Here is a 25,599-nt window from a genome sequence, read left to right as displayed (position 1 = left end):
AATGCTTATAGTGGAGGAGATAATTTGTTCAAGACAAAATTACATTTTTGGACGTTAGAGTTATTACTATTGTCTTTACTTTTTTATGTTGGTACAAAGATTTCTTTTCTTTTTGAACCAATAGTCATTTTTACATCTACATTGTTTTTTCCAATCTTGATTTCAGGTTTTCTCTACTTTTTATTCAACCCCACAGTTGATTTCCTGGTTAAAAGAAGAGTGCCTAGGGGATTGTCGATATTATTGCTTTATGTATTTTTCCTGGGATTGATTAGTTTGCTGGTCGGTCTGGTTGGCCCATCACTGTCAAAACAGGTTACCGACTTAATTAATAACCTTCCGGATTATTTCAATCAAGTAAGGAAGTTCATCGAAAATTCAGCTGAGTCAAAATGGTTTTTGTGGACCATGGAGCAAGACTATGTTTCCCTGAAAGAAGTGGGAGACTCCCTTCAGAAATATTTGACTGATTTACCTAGTAATATTACGAACAGTTTATCTTCTGTTTTCAGCGTAGTGACGAATATTACTTTAGTGGTCGTAACGGTTCCTTTCATCCTGTTTTATATGTTGAAGGATGGGGATAAGCTTCCGGCCGCAATCATGAAATTCGTACCTGTTAGCTATAGAAAGCCAGCTTTGACAGTACTTTCAGAGACTGGTGACACACTTACTACATACATACAAGGGCAGATGCTTGTCTGCATGTTTGTTGGGATTGGAACGTTCATCGGATATTTAATTATTGGTTTGCCATACGCGTTCTTATTTGCGCTGATTGGTGCAGTAACCAATATCATTCCATATGTAGGTCCGTTTATTGGAGCGGCCCCTGCTGTCATTGTGGCGTTGATTCATTCACCGACAGAGGCGTTTTTGGTCATTCTCGTTGTAACGATCATCCAGCAACTGGATGGTAATGTGATTTCACCTTTAGTCATCGGGAAAAAATTGAATACACATCCGCTTACCATCATCATCCTTTTGCTCGTAGCTGGAAACATTGCGGGTATCATCGGCATGATTTTGGCCGTTCCGACTTACTCCGTTGTTAAAACGATTGTATTGAATATCGTAAAATTCATCAGGATCCGAAAAGAGGAAAAGCTTGAAGAAGATATATTGGAATGAAAAAACGGGCCCGACTCAATTGAGTCGGGCCCGTTTTCTTAGTGAAGGAGAAAAACGCCTAATTTGGTTACAAACCTAAGGAAATATATTTTACTTCCAGGAATTCTTCGATGCCTTGGTGTCCACCTTCACGGCCGAGCCCGCTTTGCTTGAATCCGCCAAATGGGGCTTGCGGAACGGAAGGAAGTCCATCGTTCAAGCCTACGATACCGAATTCAAGTGCCTCGGTGAATTTGATGCCCTTGGTGATATTTTCAGTGAAGACGTAAGCTGCCAAACCGAAGATGGAGTCATTTGCCCTTTTGATTGCCTCTTCATCACTCTTAAAGGAGGCAATAGGAGCTAGAGGACCAAATGTTTCTTCCTTCATGCAGAGCATGCTGTCATCAATGTTGGACAGTACGGTTGGTTCAAGAAAAAGGCCGCTTATTGATTTACCTCCAGCTTCGAGCTTAGCTCCGCTGCTGATTGCTTCATCAATTTGTTTTTGAACCTTATCCACTGCATTTTGATCGATAAGCGGACCGATATCGACGCCATCTTCCAGTCCATTCCCTACCTTTAGTTCTTTGACCTTGGCAACAAGCTTTTCGATGAAGGCTTCTTGAATGGCTTCGTGGACATATATGCGATTTGAACAGACGCATGTTTGTCCTGCGTTACGGAATTTTGAACTGATGATGCCATCAACCGCTTTATTAAGGTCGGCATCCTCAAGAACGATTGCGGGTGCGTGACCTCCGAGCTCAAGCGAGATTTTCTTTACCGTGTCAGCTGAGCCCCTCATTAGGGTTTTCCCGACTTCTGTAGAGCCGGTAAACGTCAATTTACGGACCCTCGTATCTTGAAGCCAAGTTTCACCAATTTCTGATGATTTTCCTGTCACGACATTGATTACTCCTTTTGGAATGCCAGCTTCTTCAGCTAATTCAGCCATTTTTAAAGCTGTTATGGGAGTCAGGTTTGCCGGTTTAATGACGACTGTGCAGCCGACAGCAAGCGCTGGTGCTACTTTTCTTGTAATCATGGCTGCAGGAAAGTTCCAAGGTGTAATGACAGCTACAACTCCGACAGGCTGTTTAGTCACAAAAAGCCGCTTATTGGACACGGAAGCAGGAATCGTTTCGCCGTACACCCGTTTCCCTTCTTCGGCAAACCAAGATAAAAAGCCATTTGCATATGTCATTTCACCAAGAGCCTCTTTAAGGGGCTTGCCTTGCTCTTCAGTCATGATTTTGGCTAGTTGTTCTTTATTATCATCAATCAATCGATGCCATTTCCAAATTAGTTCAGCACGTTCGTAGACTGAGAGTGCAGCCCAGCCCGTAAAGGCTTCATATGCGGCATCTGCAGCCTTCGCTGCTTCAGTTGCACCGCCTTTAGGAACCGTGGCAACTATTTCATCCGTTGCCGGGTTTCTTACTTCAATTTTATCCAATCCAAAATCCGACCACTCACCATTAATAAATAATCCGTAATCCTTCACGATAAAACCTCCTAATTTGGTTAAATCCATCAAACTACTAAAACTTGTAACTTTATACTTTTACCTGTTACATAAAAGTATAAACACTTTTAAGTGATTCTGAAATTAATTTGATTGGCTATTTATAGAAAATTGGCTATTTTTTGATAGAAAGGGAGCAATACATAAAAAAAAGAGGTGCAAGTTGCACACCTCTTCATTCAAGGTTCGATTATTTTTCCGATGAGACGGCAACTTCACTCATATCACTTGAGATGGCTTGATTTGGATTGAATTCACCTTCTGATTTAGAAATGACCACTGTAGCAACACTGTTACCGATTAGATTAGTGATGGCACGTGCTTCAGACATGAAGCGGTCGACTCCCAGCAGCAATGCCATTCCTTCAACTGGAATCATTGGGAAGGCAGCTAATGTTGCAGCAAGTGTAATGAAACCGGATCCCGTTACACCGGCAGCTCCCTTGGATGTTAACATCAATATTCCTAGAAGGGTCAGTTCCTGCCAGATGCTTAAATCGACACCATAGGCTTGGGCGATGAAAATCGCTGCCATGGATAAGTAGATGGATGTGCCGTCAAGGTTGAAAGAATAACCAGTTGGGACAACTAAACCGACTACTGATTTTGAGCAACCGTATTTTTCGAGTTTTTTCATCACGCTTGGAAGAGCGGACTCCGACGAAGAGGTTCCTAAAACTAAGAGGATCTCTTCTTTTAAAAAGGCTATGAACTTGAAAATATTAAAGCCGTAGATTTTTGCAATCGAGCCAAGGATAAGAATGATGAATAGTGCCATTGTGATATATACGCTACCCATTAATTGGCCTAAAGAGCTTAAAGAACCAAGGCCAAACTTACCGATTGTATACGCCATTGCTCCAAATGCGGCTATTGGGGATACTTTCATGATCATACCGACGATGCCGAAGAAAATATCGGCAATATGCTGAAAGAAAGAAACGACTGGCTGCACTCTCGGTCCCATTGCCGCCATTGATAATCCGAATAATACGGCAAAGAATAATATCGGGAGTAAATCTCCGCCAGCCAGTGCGGCAACGGCATTATCAGGAATGATATTAGAAATGAAAGCAACGGTGCCATGTTCCGTTTCAGAAGCGGCTGTTGTATATTGTGATACATCTCCGCTCTCGACTGAATCGATGTTAAAACCCTTACCAGGTCCCAACAGATTGACTACGATGATTCCAATGGCAAGTGCGAAAGTGGTAACGATTTCAAAATAGAGCAGGGCCTTTCCGCCGATGCGGCCAACCTTTTTCATGTCACCCATACCGCCAATTCCGATTACGACGGTTAAGAAGATGATTGGTGCAATGACCATTTTAATCATTTTAATAAATAAATCAGCTAATATCTTCAGCTGTTCACCGAAAGCGGGGAAGAAGAAACCGACTGTTATACCCAGAATGATACCGATGATGACCTGAACGGTTAGATTTTTTAATATTTTCAAGGTGCATTCTCCTTTGTTATATGATAGCGCTTTCTTAACTTGGTATTAGTGTAACAGAAGAAAGAATCAGAATATTCTTTTGGTGATATTGTTTTCTTTTTGTTCTTTTTGGTCTTGAGTATTTTTAATAACTGAGGAGGGAAGAGGAATTAAAAGTGTCTATTAGAATATAGATGGATTACTAAGCGCAAAAAAAATACCGGTGGAGTGCCGGTATTGGGAAAAATCAATTTTCGAATGGTTTAATGAGTGCATATAGGGTTCCGATCACAGGGAGTTTCAAATCGACCTTGTTGGCAAGGCGCAGTGCACCGCCCTGTAAATGTTCCACTTCGAGCGTTAGGCCCTTCCGGCGGTCCTGGTGCATGGAAGAGGTAGACTCTTCAGGTAAACCTGCCATGTTTTCCAACGCCTGAGTAATATTCTCCACAGTAATCCCGACGTCATAAGCATTTGCAAGCTCCTTCATTTCAACAAGGACCTTTTCTAGCAATCCATTGGTTTCCGGAAATCTCCGTATCGTGCCGATAGGGAGGTTAGAGGCAGTTGTCACACCGGAGAAAGCGGTGATGAACATGTATTTGATCCACATCCTGATTAATATGTTTTCCGTTCGGTTTACCTTCATGATAGCTGATCCGGCCGCCTGTTCGAATTGATCACAAATCTTTTTTTGTGATGGATGAAGCGGGCCATAGATTAAATCGTGATTATCATTGGAGTGAATGACATGACCTTTTTCATCAAGGGTGGCAATGATGAACGCACTCCCCCCCAAGACGGCTTCATCGCCCAGTTCATCTTGTAAAATGGATATGTGTTCCAATCCATTTAAAAGCGGGAGGACCTTTGCACCCTTTTCTACAAGGACCTTTAAATCTGTAAGGGTGCCTTGCAGGTGCTGGCCTTTTACGGCGAGAATTACGAGGTCGACCTTATCTATATCACTTACATTCTCTGAGATATGAAGGTCGTTAAATTGGTAGTTTCCATGTGGGCTGGTTATGCTGATGCCGTTTTCTTTCAATTGTTTGGCGCGGTTTTTACGGACAAGGTATTGAACATCCTGTCCGGCTTGCTGCAACCTGCCTCCAAAGTAGGAGCCGAGTGCCCCGGCCCCAATAATGACAATATTCAAAATGCACACCTCTCTTTTAATTAAGATGTACCAATCATACCATTTACTGAAATTTCAGTAAATATTCCCGTTTGAAGGCAAACTGGTTGTTTAGATGTTTGTAAGAATGGGAAAAACAAAAGGCCAGCCTGAAACGTTTCAGGCTGGCCTTTTCATTATTTATAGATTTTTACTTTAACGGTTTTTCTGCCCCAATTGATAGCTTTTGAGTGAGAAGAGTAGAAGACGTCAATTTTATTCCCTTTGATTGCGCCGCCTTTATCTGCTGCAATGGCATCCCCGTATCCTTCTACATGAACTTTTGTTCCAAGTGGAATGACCTTAGGGTCGACTGAAATCGCTTTTGCGTTAGGGTTTTTCTTTAAGTTAAGACCTGATGCTGTAATACCGCTGCAGCCTTTGCAGTTCGCAGTATAAGCTGTTGCCTTCACGGTGATCGTTTTATATTGCTTGGATGATGACGTTTTAGCTTTAGCCTTAGGTTTAGCAGAGGTCGAAGTCTTCTTAACCTTTAAAACTTGTTTTGGATGGATCTTATCTTTTTTCAGGTTATTCCAACTTTTGAGTTGATTGACTGTTATATTATGTTTATTGGCGATACCCCATAGTGTGTCGCCGCTTTTAACTTTGTATGTAGTAGTAGCAGCCGATGAAACTCCGGAAAAACTAAATACCAGGAAGAAAGCAGTGAATAGTGGAAGTAGTATTTTTTTCAAAATGAATAGTCTCCTTTGTTTTAAATCGTAGACTTAGAATAGCAGGTCTATATGACAATGATGTTTCGGTGAAATAGTAATTGTGTTACAAAATCGTTTCCTTTGATAAATAAATGTAATATAAACTAGGTCAAAAGAACTTATTTATTAAATGTAAATATATTATTTATTATGTCAGGATAAGCGTATTTTTGTTATATAGTGTTTGTATAATGGCGTATCTTGTTTAATAAGGTAAAATATGGATTGATAATCTCTGGTTTTAAAGTCCTGTATATTTTGTAAAAAAACAACGCAATAATAGACGAATGAATGCCGTTTATTTTAGTAGAAGAGGATATTCGGAACAAAAAAACCGACATCTATGTGATGCCGGCTTTTTTTCATGATTTGGCTTAATTCAAAACGAATTCAGAAGCGAAATCGACTAGCATATTTTGATAGACCGCTACTGATTCAAGATTGACGTATTCCCTATCTCCATGCCAGTTCTCACCCTTTGGTCCGAATTCAATGGCTGGGATACCATATGCCGCAAAAAAGACGGTATCTGCGGAGCCATGTTGCCCAAAAATGACAGCGTCTTGCTTGGTGTTTTTTTCGATAATTGGGCGAAGCAGAGTGATGAATGGGTCGGACTCTTCGGTTTTTACAGGTTTACTGTACATATTAAGGTGGACATTACTTCCTGTCACATTTTCGATCTGAGCAATGATTTCTTCCATTGTTTGAGTAGGAAGATAGCGGATATCAAGACTTAGCAAACAGGCATCCGGTACCTTATTATAGACATCCCCTCCTTTTATCTTTGCTAGGTTAAGGGAAGGGGAAGAGTAAAGGGGAGTATGATCCCGGGTGAATGGAAGTTCCTTTATTTTTTGATAGAGATCATAGGCCTTTTCAATTGCATTCACGCCTTCCCATGGACGGCTTCCGTGTGCCGATTTGCCTGATACTTCAATATCGAGACGAAGGGCACCCTTTGCTTGGAGTCCGATTCCCAATTGCGTCGGTTCAGCACAGATTACAAAGTCCCCTCTATAGCCATGTTTCGCTAAATACCCAGTACAGTTCAAGCCACCAATTTCTTCATCCGATACGATCTGTAGCTGAATTTTCAAACCTAGGTCTTTATCTTTCAGTTCGGTAAATGCACACATCATCCCTGCAACTCCAGCTTTCATATCGGCTGTCCCGCGTCCGTATAAGTTTCCTTCATGAACCTCTGGGAAAAATTGATCCGGCGTTCCGCTGACAACATCGACATGGCCATTCCAAATCATGGTTTTATCTCCGCTGCCAATCTCGCTAACAAGCATTTTGTAACCGTTATTTACAATCACATTCACGGTAATTCCTTGTTTTTTAAGCCAGTCCGCACAGTAATCAACTGCTTGGTTAGCTCCTTCTTTCGATGAACTGTCAATAGAGACTAAATCTTTAAGTAACTCGATGAGCAAAAAGAAAACCTCCTAAAAATATGCATACTATTATAATATATACCCGTTCCAAGTAAGGGTTAACTCCAAAATATTTTCCTGTTAAATAACGTTTAGCCTTTTCATCCCCTGGGGTATGTAAAGGGGGAGCGACAATTTACATTCTTTAAGGAGGATGATAGATATGGATAAACGTATAATTGGGGTATATGAAACCGGAGAAGAAGCTATAAAGGCTGTTGAGTCATTACAGGCCCAAGGGTATAATCGTGAAGATATTTCAGTGTTAGCTAAAGATAAAGAAGAATTAAAGTCAGTGAATGAAGAAACGGGTACAAAAGTTGAAGAGGGACTCGCGGCTGGTGCGGCGACTGGAGGTATTTTGGGGGGGGCGGCCGGATTATTAGCAGGTGTTGGTGCGTTGGCTATTCCGGGAATCGGGCCGGTACTGGCAGCTGGGCCGCTTGCTGCAACATTAGCCGGAGCGGCTGTAGGTGCTGGTACAGGAGGATTAGCCGGTACATTAATCGGTATGGGCATACCTGAAGACGAAGCGAATCGTTATGAAGCGGATGTAAAGAGTGGCAAGCTGCTTGTTTTGGTCGATTCGGATGCGAGAAAATCCAGTTCTTCCTACTCGGGAATAACTGAAACCGATGAAACGCTAACGAACAGCAGAAGAACTCTATAAGTCGTAAGTAAAAAAGGACGGATCCCTTAGGACCCGTCCTTTTTTTGATTAGAATGTGAATTTCTTTATTTCTTTGTGCATTTCCTGGCCAATTCACTAGCCAGGGCATTTAATTGTTCCATGGAAGCATTCGTTTGTTCTACGGAAGCAGATACTTCTTCAGTTCCTGCTGCAGTTTCCTGACTGATCGAATTTAATTTTTCCGCATTGTTCGCCATCCTTGTGACCTCGTTTACCATATCGTTCATCATCTTTTTTATTTGGTCAAAATTGCTGAATGTGTTCGCGATAATGGATGCAATGTGACTGAAGGCATTCTCCGTATCCGTTACAGAACTATCCTGAAGGTGGATTTTTTGATTGACTTGATCAATCAAATGAACGGTATTGGTTGTATCGGTTTGCATGGCTTGAATGATTTCAGAGATTTCTTTCAGGGATTTTTCCGTCTGTTCGGCCAATTTCTTCACTTCATCGGCAACAACTGCAAACCCTTTTCCGTGCTCACCAGCCCTAGCTGCTTCGATGGCAGCATTCAGAGCGAGTAAATTCGTTTGTCCTGCAATCCCGCTTATGGTCTTTACAATCGCACTAATATCATTGGAACGTGCATCCAAAGATTTGACGGCCGTACTCATCTTGCTGGATATCAGGGACGTTTCATCGAATTGTTGTTTTAGGCCTTGTACTTGACTGATTCCGTCCTCGGAAGCCTTGAACATATTTTCGGATTCCGTGGCCATTTTGCCCGCTTGCGCTTCAAGATCATGGATTTTGTCAGCTAATAGCTTTACTGCCATTTCGTTATTCTGACCTACTTCAATTTGGTCTATGGCACCGGCCGCTATTTGTTCCATCGTCATGGCCACCTCGTTAGCAGCCGCTGAATTTTCTTCTGCGCTAGCCACTAGGGTCATGGAGGAATCCGATACTTTATCGGAAAGGTTGTTGACAACCCCTAACATATGACTCATATTCCTGGTCATTAAGCTGGTGTCTTCTGCAAGTTGCCCTATCTCATCTTTCCTGGAAATGGAATTATTGGATGTGAAATCGCCGTCAGCCATTTTCCGTATGGATTCCTGCAGCTTTTTAATGGGGTTCGTTAAAGAACGGGTGATGAAGATGGCAGATAGTGCAGTGATAGTAAAGACAATTAACAGTGTGATGATATTATCGATTATCATCGGGCTTGCACGGACGAGCACTTCATTCTGATCCATTATCCCTGCGATTCTCCATCCAGTTGTAGGATTTGTGGCGTATCCGACAATCCGGCTTTGCTCTTCAAATTCCACGATCATTGATCCGGATTCACTTTTCATTTTTTTGAAAATATTTTCCTTTGATATATCCTGTTGAATTTTTTCCTTGTCTGGATGTGTAACGAATGCACCCTTCTTATCCAGCAAAACCGTATAGCCTGTTTCGCCGAATTTCGTTTGATTGATCATCGTGATCAATGTATCGATTGAGATGTCGACGCCTAACACGCCTATTAATTCATCACGATCATCATATATGGCTTTTGCTGCCGTAATGACAAGTGTATTCGTCGCCTGATCAGTATAAGGTTCCGTCCATATGGTCTTGTTTTTTTGTTTCAATGCCGATTGATACCAATCCCGTTGTCTTGGGTCGAAGTCAGCCGGCAATTCAGCTTTTGGAAATATTAGTGTTTTTCCTTCTTTTTCTGTACCAAGGTATAAACCATTTATTTCAGAACTGCTTGACTGTGTATGGGAAAACTCATCCATTATTGATTCGGGGTTCTTATCATAAGTACTCATGATAGGATACTTACTGATCCTATCCAATTGATTTTCCGTTTTTTGAAAGAAGATTTCAAAAGAATCGTTCATTGACTTGACTTGCTCTTCCGTCGTTCCGGTAAGTTCCTGGGTCATCAACTCGATACTATTTTTATAGCTCATGTAAGAGATGGCCATTCCGCTTATCATGATCAAAGCTAAAAAAGGAATCAATATTTGTTTTTTTAGCGAATTAAAATACCAGCCTGTCAGTCTTTTCATATGGACAATTCTCCTTATATACCTCAAATTAATTTAAGCCTCTATAGATATTTTCGGTCTGCTTTGACTTTTTTGAAGTTTCAAGTTAGAAAATTCCCAATATTAATTTTGACGTGAGTCGACGAGGGGGAATATATAGTGGATAAAAAAAAGAGCTGCCTGCGTTGGTCAACTCTTATCATTTATTGATTACTATTCGACTTGAATATTTTTTGTCCTGCCCATACACCATGTATAAAACTCGTCAGCATATTCAACGGATACATCTTGGAAATTTGGTGGTGTACAGGCTTGGAGCGGTTGATTGTTTCGATTGTGTCAAGTCCGAAAAGCTTTTGCAACATCGAACATTCCACCTCAATATTGAATGACTTCGCTTCTTTTGGTAATGAATGGTTATGATTCCGAACTTTAGGATTCGAACTGAATGAACTCATCATTTAACAAGTAACGGCTATTCTTGTAATCCATTATTCTCAATGTATAAACGAGGACGAGTAGAATCAGTGAGATATACCATAGGGAGGGTTTGGAATAATTATCCTTACGTGTAAAAGAAAAGTCTGGACTACTGATGGATTCCATGAAGCGGCGGCCGAATAATCCCGCGGTTACCTGAGTATGTATAAAATAGTGGATCTTTTCTTTTTATATGGCCGTAAAATGGACAAGATAGAAGTGGTGAGTTTTTAGAGTGGGAGTGATAGGTTTGACATATAAAAGGAAGTTGAGTTTTATATTCTTCCTGGTTTGGATTTGTTTTTTTGATGGAGAATCGATGCAGGCTGCTAATGTGGATGGAAACCTTGGGCAGAAAATTCAACAAATATTGGATGATTCGCCAGGGTTGACTGGGGCGTTGACTGGAATTTCCATCCGCTCAGCTGAAACGGGGGAAATGATTTATGAACGGGGGGCGCAAACGAGATTACGGCCTGCTTCGAACCTTAAGCTATTGACTGCAGCAGCTGCGCTGGAAACTTTAGGGGAAGATCATGCTTTTCAAACGGAACTATACATAAAAGGAGTGCAGGGTGGCCATATTCTGCAGGGGAATGTATACCTGAAGGGAAAAGGCGATCCAACCTTATTGGAAAAGGATTTTGATGAGCTTGCAGCTTCACTGAAGCATAGACAAGTTAAGCTGGTTCATGGGGATCTTATAGGCGATGATTCTTGGTATGATGATATTCGCTATTCTCAAGATTTGGTTTGGAGCGATGAACAGGAATATTACGGAGCTGCCGTTTCAGCATTAACCGCTTCCCCGAATGAAGACTACGATACCGGTACCATCATCTTGGAGGTAACCCCTGGGGAAAAGGCTGGTAAAAGGGCAACGGTGAAGATGAAGCCGGAAACGGATTACGTGAAGGTCATCAACAAAACGAAAACTGAATCCGAAGACGGTGTTAAGAAAATTGAAGTCGAACGGTCTCATGGCACACAAGTCATTACGGTGACCGGGACCATTCCGGAGCATGCCGGTGTGATCAAAGAGTGGATCTCGGTGAAAGATCCAACAGCATATGCCCTGAGCCTATTTGAAAAATCAATGAAGAAACATGGAATTAAAGTGTTGGGAAAAAGGAAAAAAGGGAAAACGCCAGTAGGAGCGGAAATGATTGCCACTCATCAGTCCATGCCGCTTTCACAAATGCTTATTCCTTTCATGAAATTGAGCAATAACAGCCATGCTGAGGTTTTGGTGAAAGAAATGGGCAAGGAGGCAGAAGGGAAGGGAAGCTGGAAAGATGGTTTGAAGGTTGCTCGAAATCAGCTGAAGAGTATGGGACTCAATATGGAAACGATCATGATGCGTGATGGATCCGGCATTTCCCAAGTCAATTTGATTCCAGCGAATGAAATAACGAAGTTGCTGTTTGCCGTACAGGAAAAAACGTGGTTTCCTGTTTACTTGAATGCTTTGCCAATTGCAGGAAACGAAAATCGGATGGTGGGAGGTACGCTAAGGAAGAGGATGAAAGGGACATATGCAGCCGGGAATGTTCACGCTAAAACAGGGACGATTTCAGGAACGAGCTCCTTATCAGGTTATGTGACGACCAAAAGGGGGGAAAAAGTCATATTTTCGATCATCTTGAATAATTTTGTAGAAGAAAAAGGCATCACGGCAATACAGGATAGGATAACCGTGATGCTGGCAGATCAGGAAAACCTATTGAGGAGTGGCCTTTAGTACCCATAGGAAGCTAAGTTTGACGTTCAGGAAAATCTGCGGGAAACAGATCGGCATCTGCCAATTCATTTTCGTAAACCCGAATTGGCAGCATACAGATGATCAGCCATTTTCCTGTGTTCCGATGCCGGGTTTCGTTCGCAGATCCGAATGGCGTATTCAAATCGATGGTCATTGCAAATTGGATTTTATTCAATTCCAGCACCTTCTACTTAGTTTTTTTCATTTATCCCCCCAAGGAAGGAATTTAAGGGAGGATGAATAGAAATAAGTAGTATAGGGGGAATGCTTATGAACTTTCCAACACTTAATGGACAGTATACAATTAGCGGTCTTATAGCTAAAATTCAATAAATCCCCAAAATGATCTTTCTATATATTGATCATAGATGGCCGGGCAGGTCTTGAAAAAGTACACTCGCTTCCCGTATCCAAGCAGACTTCCAGGTAGCACGGTCGTTTTTATTTGCCATCATCAAAACCTGACTCCATCCTAAAAGCAGATTGGTGGGGGGGATAACCAAATATCGAAACCGTTACATAGCAGAAAAAGCAAGACATCAAAGGTATGATTGGATCCCATGATTTCACGATTCCCGTGATCTCCGTTTGAAACGTGGCCTTGAGCGGGATGGTGAAGATGCTCGTCAAATGTAGGAGGATAATTGGGTGGTTCATGAAGCTCTCTATAAGCACCAAGAAAGAGCGAATCTTGTTGTGAACGGAACGAGCTGAAGCTGGGGATATCAGGAACTCGCTTTTAATTGTAAGGGTTTACCTATAAAATATAGTGTATGTTTAGATGAATTTCTGGGGAGCCGGAAACATGGGGGGAAACTATGTTTACTAATGAAGAACAAGCTGCCGTATATAAAGCCATTTATAACCGAAGGGATATCAGGAGTTTTTTGCCTAAGCCCATTTCAAAGGATATACTCAGCAGAATTTTGGATGCTGCACATCATGCACCGTCTGTAGGATTCATGCAACCTTGGAGTTTCATCGTGATTTCATCTCAGGAAACCAAGAACAGTTTGGCGTGGGCAGCGGATAAAGAAAGAAGGGCACTCGCTATTCATTATGAAGGAGGTAAAGAAAATAAGTTTCTCAGTTTGAAAGTGGAAGGGTTAAAAGAAGCACCATACACCATTTGTGTTACATGCGACCCGACACGGGGCGGCTCCCATGTTTTAGGGAGGAACTCCATTCCGGAAACTGATATCCTATCCACAGCCTGCGCAATTCAAAATATGTGGCTGGCTGCCTGTGCTGAAGGATTGGCAATGGGATGGGTAAGCTTTTATAAGAAAAATGATATTCGTGATATTTTGGAGATTCCGCCGCATATAGAACCCGTCGCACTCCTATCGATTGGCTATACGGATCAATATCCGGATAAACCCATTCTTGAACTTGCTAAATGGGAAAAAAGAAGGCCGATGGATGAACTTATTTTCGAGGATAAATGGGGGAATAAATAAAACTATATATCATGATTCAAAACAAGTTTATTAAGCCCCTGGTTCAGGGGTTTTTTGTTGTGAGGAAATGATACTTTTACATGATGATGAAATGGAAAAGTAAAAATATAGAAGACTCCTACGATAGATACAACCTTTGTAAGAGTCTTTTAAAATACGTTATTCCATACTATGGGCACAACATAAAAAACAAGACTCGGTTCGACTTTAAAATCTTCGCCGTTTTGAAGATCCTGGTATACCGAGATCTTCACGGTATTTTGCAATAGTACGGCGGGAGATCCTCGTCCCTTCATTTTCGAATATTTGACAAAGTTTCTGATCTGAAAAGGGCTTTATTTTATCTTCATCGGCAATCAAGACCTTTATTTTTTCTTTGATGGTGCTCGTTGATTCGGTTGCAGGGCTGTTCACGCGGTTTAACCCTCTAGTAAAGAAGTTCCTCAGTTTAAAGAGGCCATGTGGAGTCTGGATATATTTATTGCTCGTTGCCCTGCTGATTGTTGATTCATGAAGCTGAAGTTTTTCCGAAATGTCCTTCAATGTCATAGGTTTTAATCCCGTGATTCCCTTCATGAAAAACTCTTGCTGCTCGTCCACGATTGACGCTGTCACTTTGTAAAGTGTCATTTGCCTTTGTTCGAGCCCTTTTAAAAGTAATTGGGCATCATTTATGTGCCCTTTTATATAATCTTTAGCTGGATTAACCGGATTCATAGCGATTTGGTTATTGTAGTAAGGATTGATGGCAAGTTTAGGTGTGTAGCTATCGTTGACCGTTATGAGAAAACCTTCTTTTTCTTTTTCCACGTAAACGTCCGGAACGATGTAATGAGTCATATCATTGGAAAAGTGACTGACGGGACGAGGGTTTAACGTACGGATTAAATCCGAGGCCTCTTGTACTTCCTGAATGGTCACTTGGTAAAGTGCGGCAATTTTCCTGAAGCGTTTTTCTGCTAAGTCCGTTAAGTGTTTTTTAACGATCTTATACGCCAGTCCATTGTGATCTTCATGCTCACGCAGCTGAATGAGTAAACAATCGGTCAGATCTTTAGCCCCGACTCCAATTGGTTCAAGTGATTGCAATACTTGAATCATATTTTCGATTTCTTCCACGGATACGAAAAAATGCGAGGCTGCCCAATTGACATCCAATTCAAGAAATCCATAATCATTTAAGCTCCCAATCAAAAATTGGAGAATCTTTTTTTCAAATGTTTTCAATGTACTTAGTAAACTCAATTGTTCCAGTAAATGTTTTTCCAGTGTTTCTGTGTTGATTGAATAATTGTTGATTGGATTGTAATCTTTATCTCCATTGAAACTTTTACTTATAGAGGCGGATCCGCGTATCTGCGAATTTATTTTTTGTGTCCGAATGCTAGATTCAGTAAGTGATGCGAGGGGTTCTTTAAAGCTAATTTCGAGAACGGGATTTTCGTTTGCCTGCCGGTTTAGGAAATCTATTAGTTCATGGGTGGAAAATTGAAGGATATTGATCGATTGCTGTAATTCAGGGGTTAATGACAATTTCAAGGTCTGTTTTTGGGAAAGTTCAAGTCCTACCTGCATATATATCAACTTCTTTCGTTTAGATTAACATAGCGGCTCAAAAGGAATGAAAAAATATTAACATGATAATAATACAAATCTTCCGAAAATTCAACATTGTATGTCAGGTTTTATAACATCATTTTAAAATAAAGAGGGGGATTCGAAAAAATGCATATAAATTAGTATCTAAATCTAATGAATGGGAATTGATGATTCGAATACGAATCGAATGATTTATGTATGAATCAACATACACTTCCGTTGATTTATATTTGAATCATTTTAACTTGAATACCTTTAATATAAGGCTCATATAATTTGGCATGCATCTTGCAATAAATATAAAAATAAACCAGCTTGAAAAAATCTATTACATGAGAAGGGTGTTTTTTACATGATTAAAGAGAAGACGGGTATTCAGGAATTAATCGATTTGGATAAAAAGCATTTTATTCATCCGACTACGGCAATCGAACAACAGCAGGCAGATGGTCCAAGTTTCATCTTTAAGGAAGGGAAGGGAATATATCTAACGGATGTCACGGGCAGGACTGTCATTGATGGCATGGCTTCACTTTGGAATGTGAATATTGGACATGGACAAGAAGAGATGGCTGATGTCGCGAAGGAGCAAATGGCGAAGCTAGCATTCACATCAAGTTTCGCCACTTTCAGCAATGAGCCGGCAATCCGTTTAGCAGCCAAGATCGCTTCCATTGCGCCTGGGGATTTGAATGCAGTTTTCTTCACTTCAGGTGGATCGGAGTCGAATGATACGGCCATCAAACTTGCTCGTCATTACTGGCTTTTGAAAGGGCAGCCTAATCGCCAAAAAATCATTTCCCGCTCGAAATCCTATCATGGAGTGGCAATGGGGGCTACAAGTGCGACTGGCCTGAAGCCGTTCCGGGACTTCACGAATTCAATCGCACCGGATTTTTATCATGTGGACGGTTCCTCCATTGAGGAGTTGCGTAAGGTCATAGAACAGGAAGGACCTGAAACGATTGCGGCATTTATCGCTGAACCGATTCAAGGGGCCGGTGGCGTGAACCTTCCTCCTGAAGGCTATTTTAAGGAAGTAAGGGAGATTTGTAATGAATACGGAATTTTAATGGTGACGGATGAAGTCATTACAGGTTTCGGAAGAACAGGGACTTATTTTGGGATTGAACACTTTGGTGTTGTACCAGATATGATGTGCTTTGCAAAAGGTGTGACGAGCGGATATGCACAGTTAGGCGGGGTCGTCCTGAATGATAAGATGCATCAGGATTTCATTTCCCTTTCAAAAGGTACGCTTTTACACGGCTACACATACAGTGGCCATCCTATGGCTTGTGCGGTTGCTTTGAAAAATATTGAAATAATTGAACGGGAAAACCTTATAGAAAATTCGAAAAAGCGTGGTGAAGAGTTGCTTGCCGGCTTTAAGAAGCTTCAAAGCAAACATCCGATTGTTGGTGATGTTAGGGCACTTGGACTAATCGGCGGCATCTCCATTGTAAAGGACAAACAAACAGGCGAAGGTTTTGAGACACAGCTTGCTCCAAGACTGGTTGCTGAAGCAGCGAAGAATGGTTTGATTTGCCGGTCTGTTACGTTTGATCAAGATACACTCGTATTTGCACCGCCTTTAATCATTACCCAATCGGAAGTCGAAAGAATAATTGAAATACTTGATGAGACATTTACTGCTGTCGAAAAAGAAATTTTATAAGAGGTGAAAGTGATGGTCATGACGGAAACGCTGAAAAAGAAATTATTCATTAATGGTAAATGGCAAGAAGTTGAAAAGTTCACGACACTAAAGTCTCCCTATAGCGGGGAAGTTCTGGCGGAAATTCCTTCAGCAAGCCTTGAAGATGTCGAGTTGGCAATAGAATCAGCCTATCAAGCTAGAAAAACAATGGCAGCTTTACCTAGTCATAAACGGGCTGCCATCCTTGAAAAGCTAGCGGGACTATTGGAAAGCCGTAAAGATGAGGCAGCCGAAATTATTGCTAAAGAGGCAGCGAAACCGATTAAAACGGCAATGGTTGAAGTATCCCGGACGATTGCCACATATAAATTTGCCGCTGAGGAAGCAAAAAGAATTCATGGAGAAACATTGACGATGGATGCTACGGCTGACGGAGAAGGAAGGGTAGGATACACAGTCCGTGAGCCTCTAGGCGTTGTGGGTGCGATTACGCCATTTAATTTTCCGATGAATCTGGTTGCACATAAAGTAGGCCCTGCCATTGCTGCGGGAAATACGCTTGTCTTGAAACCTGCTAGCCAAACACCACTATCTTCGCTATTTCTTGCTGAACTATTAGCCGAAACGGATTTGCCGACAGGTGCGTTTAATTTAGTTACCGGAAGCGGTTCGGTAATTGGTGATAAATTAGTCACCGATTCACGGGTGAAGAGCATTTCATTTACTGGAAGTCCGGCTGTCGGAATCGGGATCCGTAATAAGGCTGGGTTGAAGAAAGTGAGTCTTGAACTGGGTTCGAATGCGGCTGTCATCGTTGATAGAGGGATCGATATCGATAAAATCATCCAACGCTGTGTATCGGCAGCATTCGCTTTTCAAGGGCAGGTCTGTATTTCCTTACAGCGCGCATATGTTCATGAAGAGGTATATGATGAGTTTGTCAAAAAATTCATAGAAGCAACGAACGGCTTGAAACTAGGAGATTCTTTGGATCCGTCGGTGGATATTTCGGCATTGATCAGCGCTGGTGATGTACAGCGAAGCCTGGATTGGATCGGTGAAGCTAAACAACACGGTGCAATTGTTGCTGCTGGAGGTAAATCTGAAGGGAATATCCTGCATCCCACTGTGTTGCTGGAAGTGGATGCAATGCTTAAAGTATCTTGTCAGGAAGTCTTCGCTCCCATTGTTTTGATCAATAAGGTTTCGTCCGTTGAGGAAGCGATTGATTTGGTCAATGATTCCGAATTTGGTTTGCAGGCCGGGATTTACACAGAAAATATCAATCTGGCTCTTTCTGCCGCAGAAAAATTGGAAGTTGGCGGTGTTATCATTAATGATATCCCAACTTACCGTGTCGACAACATGCCATATGGCGGAGTCAAAAAAAGCGGAACGGGCCGCGAAGGCCTAAAATATGCCATTGAAGAAATGACGGAAATGAAACTGGTCATCATTAACCGAAATTAATAAAAAAGAGATGAGCAGCTGCTCATCTCTTTTTTTAAGTTGCGGATTTATTTTTCTATGAATCTTGAAGAGGACTTAGATGAAGGATTGCCCATATGCTATGCAAAAATGAATAGGTAATTCACGGTTGAATTTAAAGGGGACAGGAACGGGCAAAAAAAACGGGAGTTACCTAATATTTCAAACTGGCATGAATCTTGCTCATATAATATATAGGTAGATAACTTAAAATCGAGGAGGAATTTACATGCAGGAAACTTTGCAAAATAATATGAAAAAAGAAGGGACGGGAGCACTGGACTTAAAGATGTTCATCAATGGGGAATGGGTGAATTCGACTTCAGGAGAGAAGAGGGATGTATTGAATCCGGCCACAGGGAAGGTTATTGCCCAAGCTGCGGAAGGAACACAGGAAGATGTGGATGCAGCGGTCGAGGCAGCAAAATATGCTTTCTATGAAGGCGGTTGGTGGGGAACTCCTGCAGTGGAAAGAGCGCGCATCTTATTCAAAATAGCCGACAAAATAGAAGAAAAAGCAGAAGAACTAGCCGCGTTGGAAACATTGGATAATGGGAAACCATTGCGTGAGGCACGTTACGATATAGCGGATTCAGCAGCCTGTTTTAGATATTATGCAGGATTGGCTACAAAACCGACAGGTCAGACTTTTGAAGTTCCTGACGGTCAGCAAGCGATGGTCGTAAGGGAACCGATCGGTGTATGCGGGCAGATCGTTCCTTGGAATTTCCCTCTAATGATGTCAGCCTGGAAACTGGCTCCAGCGCTTGCTGCAGGAAATTCCGTTGTGTTCAAACCATCTGAGATTACTCCGGTGACAGCGGTCAAACTATTTGAAATCATGGATGAAGTGGGATTGCCAAAAGGTGTCGCAAACCTTGTGTTGGGTGCGGGGCCAGTAGTCGGACAAGCCATTGCCGAACATGAGGAAATCGATAAAGTGGCCTTTACAGGAGGAACGGCAACTGGACGTAAGATCATGGAGGCTTCACTGGGTAACCTAAAGAAAGTTACATTGGAGCTGGGCGGGAAATCGCCTAATATCGTATTTGCAGACTCTGATTTTGAGACTGCCGTTGATTATGCCCTATACGGGATTTTCTGTAATCAAGGACAAGTGTGTTCAGCAGGCTCACGTTTATTGTTGGAAGAGTCCATTTACGATCAGTTCATTGCAAGTCTCACTGCTAAGGCGAAAAAGATCAAAGTAGGTTCAGGTTCTGATGAAAGCAGCCAGATGGGACCTATCGTTTCGGAAGCACATATGAACAAAATATTATCGTATATCCAAATCGGAAAAGAAGAAGGTGCCAAAATAATCGTCGGCGGAAATCGAATGAAAGAAGCAGGTTTGGATAAAGGTTACTTTGTCGAACCTACTATTTTTGTTGATACGACACCGGACATGCGGATTGTGCAGGAAGAAATTTTTGGACCGGTGCTTGTCGTTCAAAAGTTCAAGGATGAAGCGGAAGCTCTTCGACTTGCCAATGATACGAAATATGGTTTAGCGGGAGCGGTGTTCACGAATGATATCGCAAAAGCGTACCGTGTCATTAAAAAAGTGCGTGCCGGCATCACGTGGATAAACTCCTATCATCCGACTTATAACGAAGCTCCTTGGGGAGGGTTCAAGCAAAGTGGAAATGGACGCGAACTGGGAACCTTCGGCTACGAAGCATATACGGAAGTGAAGCAAATCAATAACAACTTGGATATCCAGCCCACAGGTTGGTTTGATGAAGAGTAAATAGCTTGATAAAAAGGCTGTTCCTTGTGGAACAGCCTTTTTTCGCGAAAATTGGAGATGTATTCCTAAATTTGCAGGTGCAATGCCGGTAGCGGAGATATAATTCGAAAAAAGCAGATGTAATTCCAGAATCACAGATATATTAAAAGATTGCTAAACATTGACTTAGACTTTTTAGGCTTTTTCAAGATCAACCCGTCCTGAAAAGAAGACGGCTCCATTACCCATATCTGAGAGTCGATCTGGGGTAAGGGAATTGATGTGTTGTTTAGTTTCAGGTGTATTCTGCCACAGGCCTTGGCTGACAAGAACGCCGGGTAACACATTTTCACCGGGAGCAGCGGTAAGCAAACATTCACCGCGGCCGTTCCAGATTTTAACCATATCTCCTGGGACTATCCCCATTGTTTTGGCATCAGCGGCATTCATGTGCAGTTTCGGTTCCTTTTCCAATGAGATATGCTTGGCATTATTTGAAAAGGTTGAATTCAAGAAATTGTGATTAGGTGCCGGAATGAATAAAAATGGCAGGTGGCTGTCTTTTATGATTGGCGCATACGTTGGCAAAGGCTCGTATCCATCCTGCTTCATCCGTTCGGAATAAAATTCGATTTTACCGCTTGGTGTCGGGAGTTTTCCTGGAAACATCGGCTGCATCTTGGCTTTGACAAATTGATTCCTTGAAAGGATGTCATAGGTGATGCCTTCTAAATGCGGATTTTCGGGAAAATTTAGTGCCTGCCGTATCATATCTTCCTCCGAATCTCTAAATGCTTGTTCCCCAAATCCCATTCCAACAGCTAACAGTTTGAACAATTCAACATTCGATTTCGACTCGCCATATTTTTCGACTACAGGTTTTTGTATTTGGACGTAATTATGCCAGTATGAATTATAAAAATCCTCCGTTTCATAAGATGATGTGGCAGGAAGGACGAGGTCTGCAAACGTGGCCGTTTCGGTTAAGAATAGATCATGTACAACTGTGAATAGATCTTCCCGCATTAGACCTTCCTGCACTTTATTTGCATTCGGAGCGACAAGTGCTGGGTTGGAGCCGTATACAAACATGGAGCGAATTGGATTTTCCTTTTCCAGAAGAGCTTGACCGATTTGGTTCATATTAATGGTCCGGGTAGCTTTATTATGCAATAAGTCAGGACGTCTTAAGGCATTTGTATTAAAAGCCAGATATCCTGAATTCCCTTTGATGGCTCCGCCGCCTTCCACCATCCATTGGCCGGTAAGTGCGGGCAGGCAAGCAATGGTACGTACCGCCATGCCGCCATTGTCATGGTGCTGCAGGCCGTTGCCTATCCGAACGAATGATGGACTTGTTGTGCCGTACATCCTGGCTAATTCATATAAGTCATCAATCGGAACGCCGGTGATCGCGGAGACTGTCGCAGGATCATATTGGCGGACGTGTTCGCGCAATTCAGCTGCACCCACTGTGTATTCATCGAGAAAGGGCTGGTCGACTAGATTCTCGGCATATAGTATATGCATTAATCCGAGGGCGAGCGCACTATCGGTGCCAGGCAGAATGGGTATGAACCAATCAGCCCACTTGCCGGTTTGATTTTTATGTACGTCAATGACAACTACTTTGGCCCCGTTTTTTCGGGCTTGCTGGGCAATCGTAACTTGGTGCATGTTTGTGCTCACAGCGTTAATGCCCCACATGATGAAAAGCTTTGTATGAATCGTTTCTTCTGGGTCGGTGCCGAATGAACCGCCCATTGTATAGCTGTATCCAACCGAGCCGGCCGCATTACAAATGGAACGCTCGAGCATGCTTGCCCCGAGTTTGTGGAAAAAACGGCGATCCATCCCCTCAGCGCTGAGGTTGCCCATGTTTCCGTAAAAGCTGTAGGGAAGTATGCTTTCCGGTCCGTGCAATTCGATCAGGTCTTTCCATTTGGAAGTGATTGTGTCAATGGCCTCTTCCCAGCTGATTGGAGCAAAATTCCCTTCTCCTTTCGGACCAATGCGCTTTAATGGCTGCTTTAAGCGCTTGGGGTCATATAGACGGGCAGTCATGTTTCGGACTTTGTTGCAAATATTCCCTTTGGTGACCGGATGATCAGGGTCTCCTTGAACTTTAATGATTTTCCCATCTTTTTTGTGCAGCAGTAAACCGCATTGATCAGGGCAGTCAAGAGAGCAAACAGAGGGAAAGACTCCATCTGGCTGATTGATATAGGATTGCATGGCGTATTCCTCCAAATAATTTAATCTAATAAAATGAATTTTCTTAATTATATTGAAAGTGAAATCGTTGAAAGGTGCAAGAACTTCTTAACATATGTTTTTTTTTCTGATAAGCTTACAAGATGAAAATTAACCTATAAATAGGAGGATTCATTTTTGGATTATGGAATTATAATTTCAATTGGAATATACATGGCAGGCATGCTGTTAATTGGTTATTTGGCCTATCGGAGAACGGCCAACTTAACCGATTACATGCTTGGCGGCCGGAACTTGGGACCGGCTGTAACTGCATTGAGTGCAGGTGCTTCCGATATGAGCGGCTGGCTGTTGATGGGTCTTCCCGGTGCAATGTACATAAGCGGATTAAGTGCTGGCTGGATTGTCATCGGCCTGTGTGCAGGATCATATTTAAACTGGTTATTCGTGGCGCCGCGACTTCGGACATATACGGAAGTGGCCGGCAATTCGATTACGATTCCCGACTTCTTGGGAAATCGGTTTAAAGATGGCTCCCGTGTCTTAAAAGTGGTATCAGCATCGGTCATTTTAATTTTCTTCACCTTTTACACCTCTTCGGGCATGGTAGCAGGCGGTGAGCTTTTCCGCTCGGCTTTCAATTTGGATTACCGTTGGGGCATCTGGCTGACGGCGAGTGTTGTTATTCTTTATACATTATTTGGCGGATTCCTGGCTGTTAGCTGGACGGACTTCGTACAAGGTACAATTATGTTCATTGCCTTAATTCTAGTACCAGTTGTCACGATTGTAAATATTGGTGGCTGGGATCCTGCCTTCGATGAAATAAAATCGATTAACCCGAACCTATTGCATGCTTTTGAAGGAACATCGACCATTGGCATCATATCTCTTCTGGCATGGGGACTTGGTTATTTCGGGCAGCCACATATAATTGTTCGATTCATGGCGGTTTCATCTGTTAAAGAATTGAAAAGTGCACGGAGAATCGGTATGGGCTGGATGATTTTTGCTATCGTCGGGGCGATGTTCACCGGATTGGTGGGGATAGCCTATTTTAACCTGACAAACAGCCCTTTAGGGGAAAAAAATGCAGAGTCCGTCTTCATCATTTTAGCAAAGGAACTATTTCCTTCTTTAATTACAGGCTTCTTGTTGGCTGCGATTTTAGCAGCGGTCATGAGTACGATTGCATCACAGCTGCTAGTATCGGCAAGTGCTCTCACCGATGACTTCTATAAGCAGTTCATTCGGCCGAATGCATCTGATAAGGAATTAGTGCTGTTAGGTCGGTTTGGTGTATTGGCGATATCTGCCATTGCCCTACTATTGGCTTTTAATCCAAGCGGTACAATCCTTAAGTTGGTGGGTTATGCATGGGCTGGTTTTGGAGCGGCATTCGGTCCTGTCATTCTGTTAAGCCTGTACTGGAAAAGGATGACGAAATGGGGAGCCCTGGCGGGAATGATTGTCGGTACGGCAACCGTGATCGTCTGGGATATGATCGATAAGTTCGCTGAAGTATACGAAATCATTCCTGGTTTCATCTCTGGTTCAATAGCGGTGGTCGTTTTCAGTTTATTATCGGCCAAACCTACAAAAGATATAGAAGAAGAATTCAATCAAGCCATTAAAAACCTCTCTTGATCATTGAAGGCCAAGTTAAAATGCTGCTAGATTTTTAGCGATATAAAACAATGGATGCAATATATATGGTACAATATCCATAGAGTCCTTATGTTGAAAACATGAGGGCTTTTTTTGAGTGATTTGGGAATAATAAACCAAAAACAATACAAAGGATAAAACATGAACCAATCTCATAAAATTGCATGTAAAGTGGCTATTATATATATAATCATTGGCGTCTTATGGATTTTCGTTACGGATTGCATCTCTATGACACAGGCAAGGGCAGATGTTCAGATATATGCTATGTTTCAGCATTCCAAAGGGTGGATGTTCATTTTCATAACCGGACTTTTCCTATACTTCATAATCAGGTATTGGACGGGGAAAATGTTGAGGTCCCAGCAGGAATTCATTCTGAAGGATGAACAGTATCAGTCGTTGTTCAAACATAATCCGGATTGTGTCCTAGAGCTGAATCTCGAAGGAAATGTCGTTTCGATAAACCCGGAAGCTGAAAAACTGTTAGGTCATAATAGTGAAAATTTGAAAGGCAAGAATGCGAATCATCTCATCAACTGGAATGAAAGTGATAAAGTATCTTTATACTTTAAGCAGTCCCTTCAAGGGGAGGCTGTAAAATTCGAAACGACCATCCAGAATAGCAGTGATGAAAAAAGGATAATCCGTGTAACCTTTTTACCGATCATCGTTCAAGCGGAAATGCTTGGGGTATATGCAATCGTTAGGGATATTACTGAATTGCGGCGTGAAGAGGAATTGATGATCATGTCTGAAAAGCTATCTGTGATTGGACACCTGGCTGCCGCCGTCGCACATGAGATAAGGAATCCACTGACATCGTTAAAAGGATTTGTGCAGTTAATGGATATGACCCAGGAAGTTAACCCGCTGCATTCTGATATCATGTTGAAGGAAATTGACCGAATTAATATCATCTCAAGTGAACTTTTGGTTCTCGGGAAGAAACAGGATGTCGCATTTTGCAGGATCGATCTTGCCGACAGTTTACAACAGGTATTCACGTTGATGAAAGCAGAAACCAATTTGAATAATATCGAAATGGGGTTCAGGGTTAAAACCGCCGAACCGATTTATATTATGGCAGATTCAATTGAACTGAAACAGTTGATAATCAATATTGTCAAGAACAGCATTGAAGCGATTGAGGATAATGGGAAGATTGATATATCGCTGCAAATCATTGATGGGCATGCTGTGGTCAACGTGAGTGATAATGGCATGGGCATGGTGCCCGAACGCCTTGAACGGATTGGTGAACCTTTTTATTCAACGAAGGAAAAGGGCACAGGGATCGGGCTTGCAATTTGCCGGAAGATCGTTCATCGCCTTCAGGGGGAAATGCATTTTGAAAGTGAGATAAACAAAGGGACGACGGTTACAATTCGTATTCCGTTGGCTACTGGACAAGAATAAATGGTACTATGAAAGATAGGAAAAGTT

At 42.1% G+C, this 25,599-nt stretch carries 19 protein-coding genes and 1 pseudogene; 9 read left to right on the top strand and 11 right to left on the bottom strand.

Annotated elements, in window-relative coordinates:
- Positions 1-24 precede the first annotated feature (24 nt).
- Positions 25-1,131 (top strand): AI-2E family transporter, encoded by a 1,107-nt coding sequence (locus IOC57_RS09675; protein WP_207438526.1) that lies wholly within the window; start codon positions 25-27, stop codon positions 1,129-1,131.
- Between the two features lie 67 nt (positions 1,132-1,198).
- On the opposite strand, the gene IOC57_RS09670 is transcribed toward IOC57_RS09675, so the two are convergent.
- The 5 genes from IOC57_RS09670 to IOC57_RS09650 form a co-directional block, all read right to left on the bottom strand.
- Positions 1,199-2,617, bottom strand: a complete 1,419-nt coding sequence (locus IOC57_RS09670; protein ID WP_309487692.1) for an NAD-dependent succinate-semialdehyde dehydrogenase — start codon at positions 2,615-2,617, stop codon at positions 1,199-1,201.
- 211 nt (positions 2,618-2,828) lie between these two features.
- A complete protein-coding gene (locus IOC57_RS09665) occupies positions 2,829-4,097 on the bottom strand; it encodes a dicarboxylate/amino acid:cation symporter (RefSeq protein WP_207438525.1) in 1,269 nt (422 codons plus the stop codon).
- A 226-nt stretch (positions 4,098-4,323) separates the two neighbouring features.
- Positions 4,324-5,235 carry a ketopantoate reductase family protein gene (locus tag IOC57_RS09660; RefSeq protein WP_207438524.1) on the bottom strand — a complete coding sequence of 304 codons (912 nt, stop codon included), beginning with the start codon at positions 5,233-5,235 and terminating at the stop codon, positions 4,324-4,326.
- Positions 5,236-5,390: 155 nt separating this feature from the next.
- Positions 5,391-5,951: a 3D domain-containing protein gene (locus tag IOC57_RS09655; protein ID WP_207438523.1), complete on the bottom strand. Its 561-nt coding sequence runs from the start codon at positions 5,949-5,951 to the stop codon at positions 5,391-5,393.
- Positions 5,952-6,346: 395 nt separating this feature from the next.
- Positions 6,347-7,411: a M20 family metallopeptidase gene (locus tag IOC57_RS09650; RefSeq protein ID WP_207438522.1), complete on the bottom strand. Its 1,065-nt coding sequence runs from the start codon at positions 7,409-7,411 to the stop codon at positions 6,347-6,349.
- A 163-nt stretch (positions 7,412-7,574) separates the two neighbouring features.
- Here IOC57_RS09650 and IOC57_RS09645 point away from each other — a divergent pair, with 163 nt between their 5' ends.
- Entirely contained in the window at positions 7,575-8,081 is a 507-nt protein-coding gene (locus IOC57_RS09645; protein WP_207438521.1) for a general stress protein, read from the top strand.
- 65 nt (positions 8,082-8,146) lie between these two features.
- Here IOC57_RS09645 and IOC57_RS26725 read toward each other — a convergent pair whose 3' ends face one another.
- The 3 genes and pseudogenes from IOC57_RS26725 to IOC57_RS09635 form a co-directional block, all read right to left on the bottom strand.
- Positions 8,147-8,938, bottom strand: a complete 792-nt coding sequence (locus IOC57_RS26725; protein WP_483862048.1) for a methyl-accepting chemotaxis protein — start codon at positions 8,936-8,938, stop codon at positions 8,147-8,149.
- Between the two features lie 153 nt (positions 8,939-9,091).
- Positions 9,092-9,988, bottom strand: a pseudogene (locus tag IOC57_RS26720) (HAMP domain-containing protein); the annotation flags it as partial.
- 308 nt (positions 9,989-10,296) lie between these two features.
- Positions 10,297-10,458 carry a hypothetical protein gene (locus tag IOC57_RS09635; protein ID WP_207438519.1) on the bottom strand — a complete coding sequence of 54 codons (162 nt, stop codon included), beginning with the start codon at positions 10,456-10,458 and terminating at the stop codon, positions 10,297-10,299.
- A gap of 434 nt (positions 10,459-10,892) precedes the next feature.
- On the opposite strand from IOC57_RS09635, the gene dacB reads away from it, so the two are divergent.
- Entirely contained in the window at positions 10,893-12,314 is a 1,422-nt protein-coding gene (gene dacB, locus IOC57_RS09630; protein ID WP_207438542.1) for a D-alanyl-D-alanine carboxypeptidase/D-alanyl-D-alanine endopeptidase, read from the top strand.
- A 13-nt stretch (positions 12,315-12,327) separates the two neighbouring features.
- On the opposite strand, the gene IOC57_RS09625 is transcribed toward dacB, so the two are convergent.
- Positions 12,328-12,510, bottom strand: a complete 183-nt coding sequence (locus tag IOC57_RS09625; RefSeq protein ID WP_207438518.1) for a hypothetical protein — start codon at positions 12,508-12,510, stop codon at positions 12,328-12,330.
- Between the two features lie 643 nt (positions 12,511-13,153).
- On the opposite strand from IOC57_RS09625, the gene bluB reads away from it, so the two are divergent.
- Positions 13,154-13,795, top strand: coding sequence for a 5,6-dimethylbenzimidazole synthase (gene bluB / locus IOC57_RS09620; protein ID WP_207438517.1), 642 nt, complete (start codon positions 13,154-13,156; stop codon positions 13,793-13,795).
- Positions 13,796-14,002: 207 nt separating this feature from the next.
- Here bluB and rpoN read toward each other — a convergent pair whose 3' ends face one another.
- Entirely contained in the window at positions 14,003-15,370 is a 1,368-nt protein-coding gene (gene rpoN, locus IOC57_RS09615; protein ID WP_207438516.1) for an RNA polymerase factor sigma-54, read from the bottom strand.
- A gap of 376 nt (positions 15,371-15,746) precedes the next feature.
- Between rpoN and IOC57_RS09610 the strand changes: the two genes are divergently transcribed.
- From IOC57_RS09610 to IOC57_RS09600, 3 genes are all read left to right on the top strand, one after another.
- Positions 15,747-17,072, top strand: a complete 1,326-nt coding sequence (locus tag IOC57_RS09610) for an aminotransferase family protein (RefSeq protein WP_207438515.1) — start codon at positions 15,747-15,749, stop codon at positions 17,070-17,072.
- 18 nt (positions 17,073-17,090) lie between these two features.
- Positions 17,091-18,524: an aldehyde dehydrogenase family protein gene (locus tag IOC57_RS09605; RefSeq protein ID WP_207438541.1), complete on the top strand. Its 1,434-nt coding sequence runs from the start codon at positions 17,091-17,093 to the stop codon at positions 18,522-18,524.
- Positions 18,525-18,771: 247 nt separating this feature from the next.
- On the top strand, positions 18,772-20,292 hold the full coding sequence (locus tag IOC57_RS09600) for an aldehyde dehydrogenase family protein (RefSeq protein WP_286184679.1): 1,521 nt from the start codon (positions 18,772-18,774) through the stop codon (positions 20,290-20,292).
- 174 nt (positions 20,293-20,466) lie between these two features.
- Here IOC57_RS09600 and IOC57_RS09595 read toward each other — a convergent pair whose 3' ends face one another.
- A complete protein-coding gene (locus IOC57_RS09595) occupies positions 20,467-22,506 on the bottom strand; it encodes a molybdopterin oxidoreductase family protein (protein WP_207438514.1) in 2,040 nt (679 codons plus the stop codon).
- A gap of 156 nt (positions 22,507-22,662) precedes the next feature.
- On the opposite strand from IOC57_RS09595, the gene putP reads away from it, so the two are divergent.
- Both putP and IOC57_RS09585 read left to right on the top strand, forming a co-directional pair.
- Entirely contained in the window at positions 22,663-24,132 is a 1,470-nt protein-coding gene (putP, locus tag IOC57_RS09590) for a sodium/proline symporter PutP (protein ID WP_207438513.1), read from the top strand.
- Positions 24,133-24,294: 162 nt separating this feature from the next.
- Positions 24,295-25,572 (top strand): ATP-binding protein, encoded by a 1,278-nt coding sequence (locus IOC57_RS09585; RefSeq protein WP_207438512.1) that lies wholly within the window; start codon positions 24,295-24,297, stop codon positions 25,570-25,572.
- The last annotated feature ends 27 nt before the right edge of the window (positions 25,573-25,599 follow it).

Source organism: Bacillus sp. SD075 (genome assembly GCF_017355165.1).
Classification (GTDB): Bacteria; Bacillota; Bacilli; order Bacillales; family DSM-1321; genus Peribacillus.
The sequence above is the reverse complement of the archived record's forward strand: the minus strand, read 5'-3'. Positions and strand labels throughout refer to the sequence as shown.

What these genes read in the sequence shown, in the direction of transcription:
- IOC57_RS09610 (WP_207438515.1), top strand. Translation starts at nt 15,747, where the DNA reads ATGATTAAAGAGAAGACGGGTATTCAGGAATTAATCGATTTGGATAAA.
- IOC57_RS09585 (WP_207438512.1), top strand. Translation starts at nt 24,295, where the DNA reads ATGAACCAATCTCATAAAATTGCATGTAAAGTGGCTATTATATATATA.
- IOC57_RS09635 (WP_207438519.1), bottom strand. Translation starts at nt 10,458, where the DNA reads ATGTTGCAAAAGCTTTTCGGACTTGACACAATCGAAACAATCAACCGC.
- IOC57_RS09645 (WP_207438521.1), top strand. Translation starts at nt 7,575, where the DNA reads ATGGATAAACGTATAATTGGGGTATATGAAACCGGAGAAGAAGCTATA.
- bluB (WP_207438517.1), top strand. Translation starts at nt 13,154, where the DNA reads ATGTTTACTAATGAAGAACAAGCTGCCGTATATAAAGCCATTTATAAC.
- IOC57_RS09605 (WP_207438541.1), top strand. Translation starts at nt 17,091, where the DNA reads ATGACGGAAACGCTGAAAAAGAAATTATTCATTAATGGTAAATGGCAA.
- IOC57_RS09595 (WP_207438514.1), bottom strand. Translation starts at nt 22,506, where the DNA reads ATGCAATCCTATATCAATCAGCCAGATGGAGTCTTTCCCTCTGTTTGC.
- IOC57_RS09600 (WP_286184679.1), top strand. Translation starts at nt 18,772, where the DNA reads ATGCAGGAAACTTTGCAAAATAATATGAAAAAAGAAGGGACGGGAGCA.
- IOC57_RS26725 (WP_483862048.1), bottom strand. Translation starts at nt 8,938, where the DNA reads ATGGAACAAATAGCGGCCGGTGCCATAGACCAAATTGAAGTAGGTCAG.
- rpoN (WP_207438516.1), bottom strand. Translation starts at nt 15,370, where the DNA reads ATGCAGGTAGGACTTGAACTTTCCCAAAAACAGACCTTGAAATTGTCA.
- dacB (WP_207438542.1), top strand. Translation starts at nt 10,893, where the DNA reads ATGCAGGCTGCTAATGTGGATGGAAACCTTGGGCAGAAAATTCAACAA.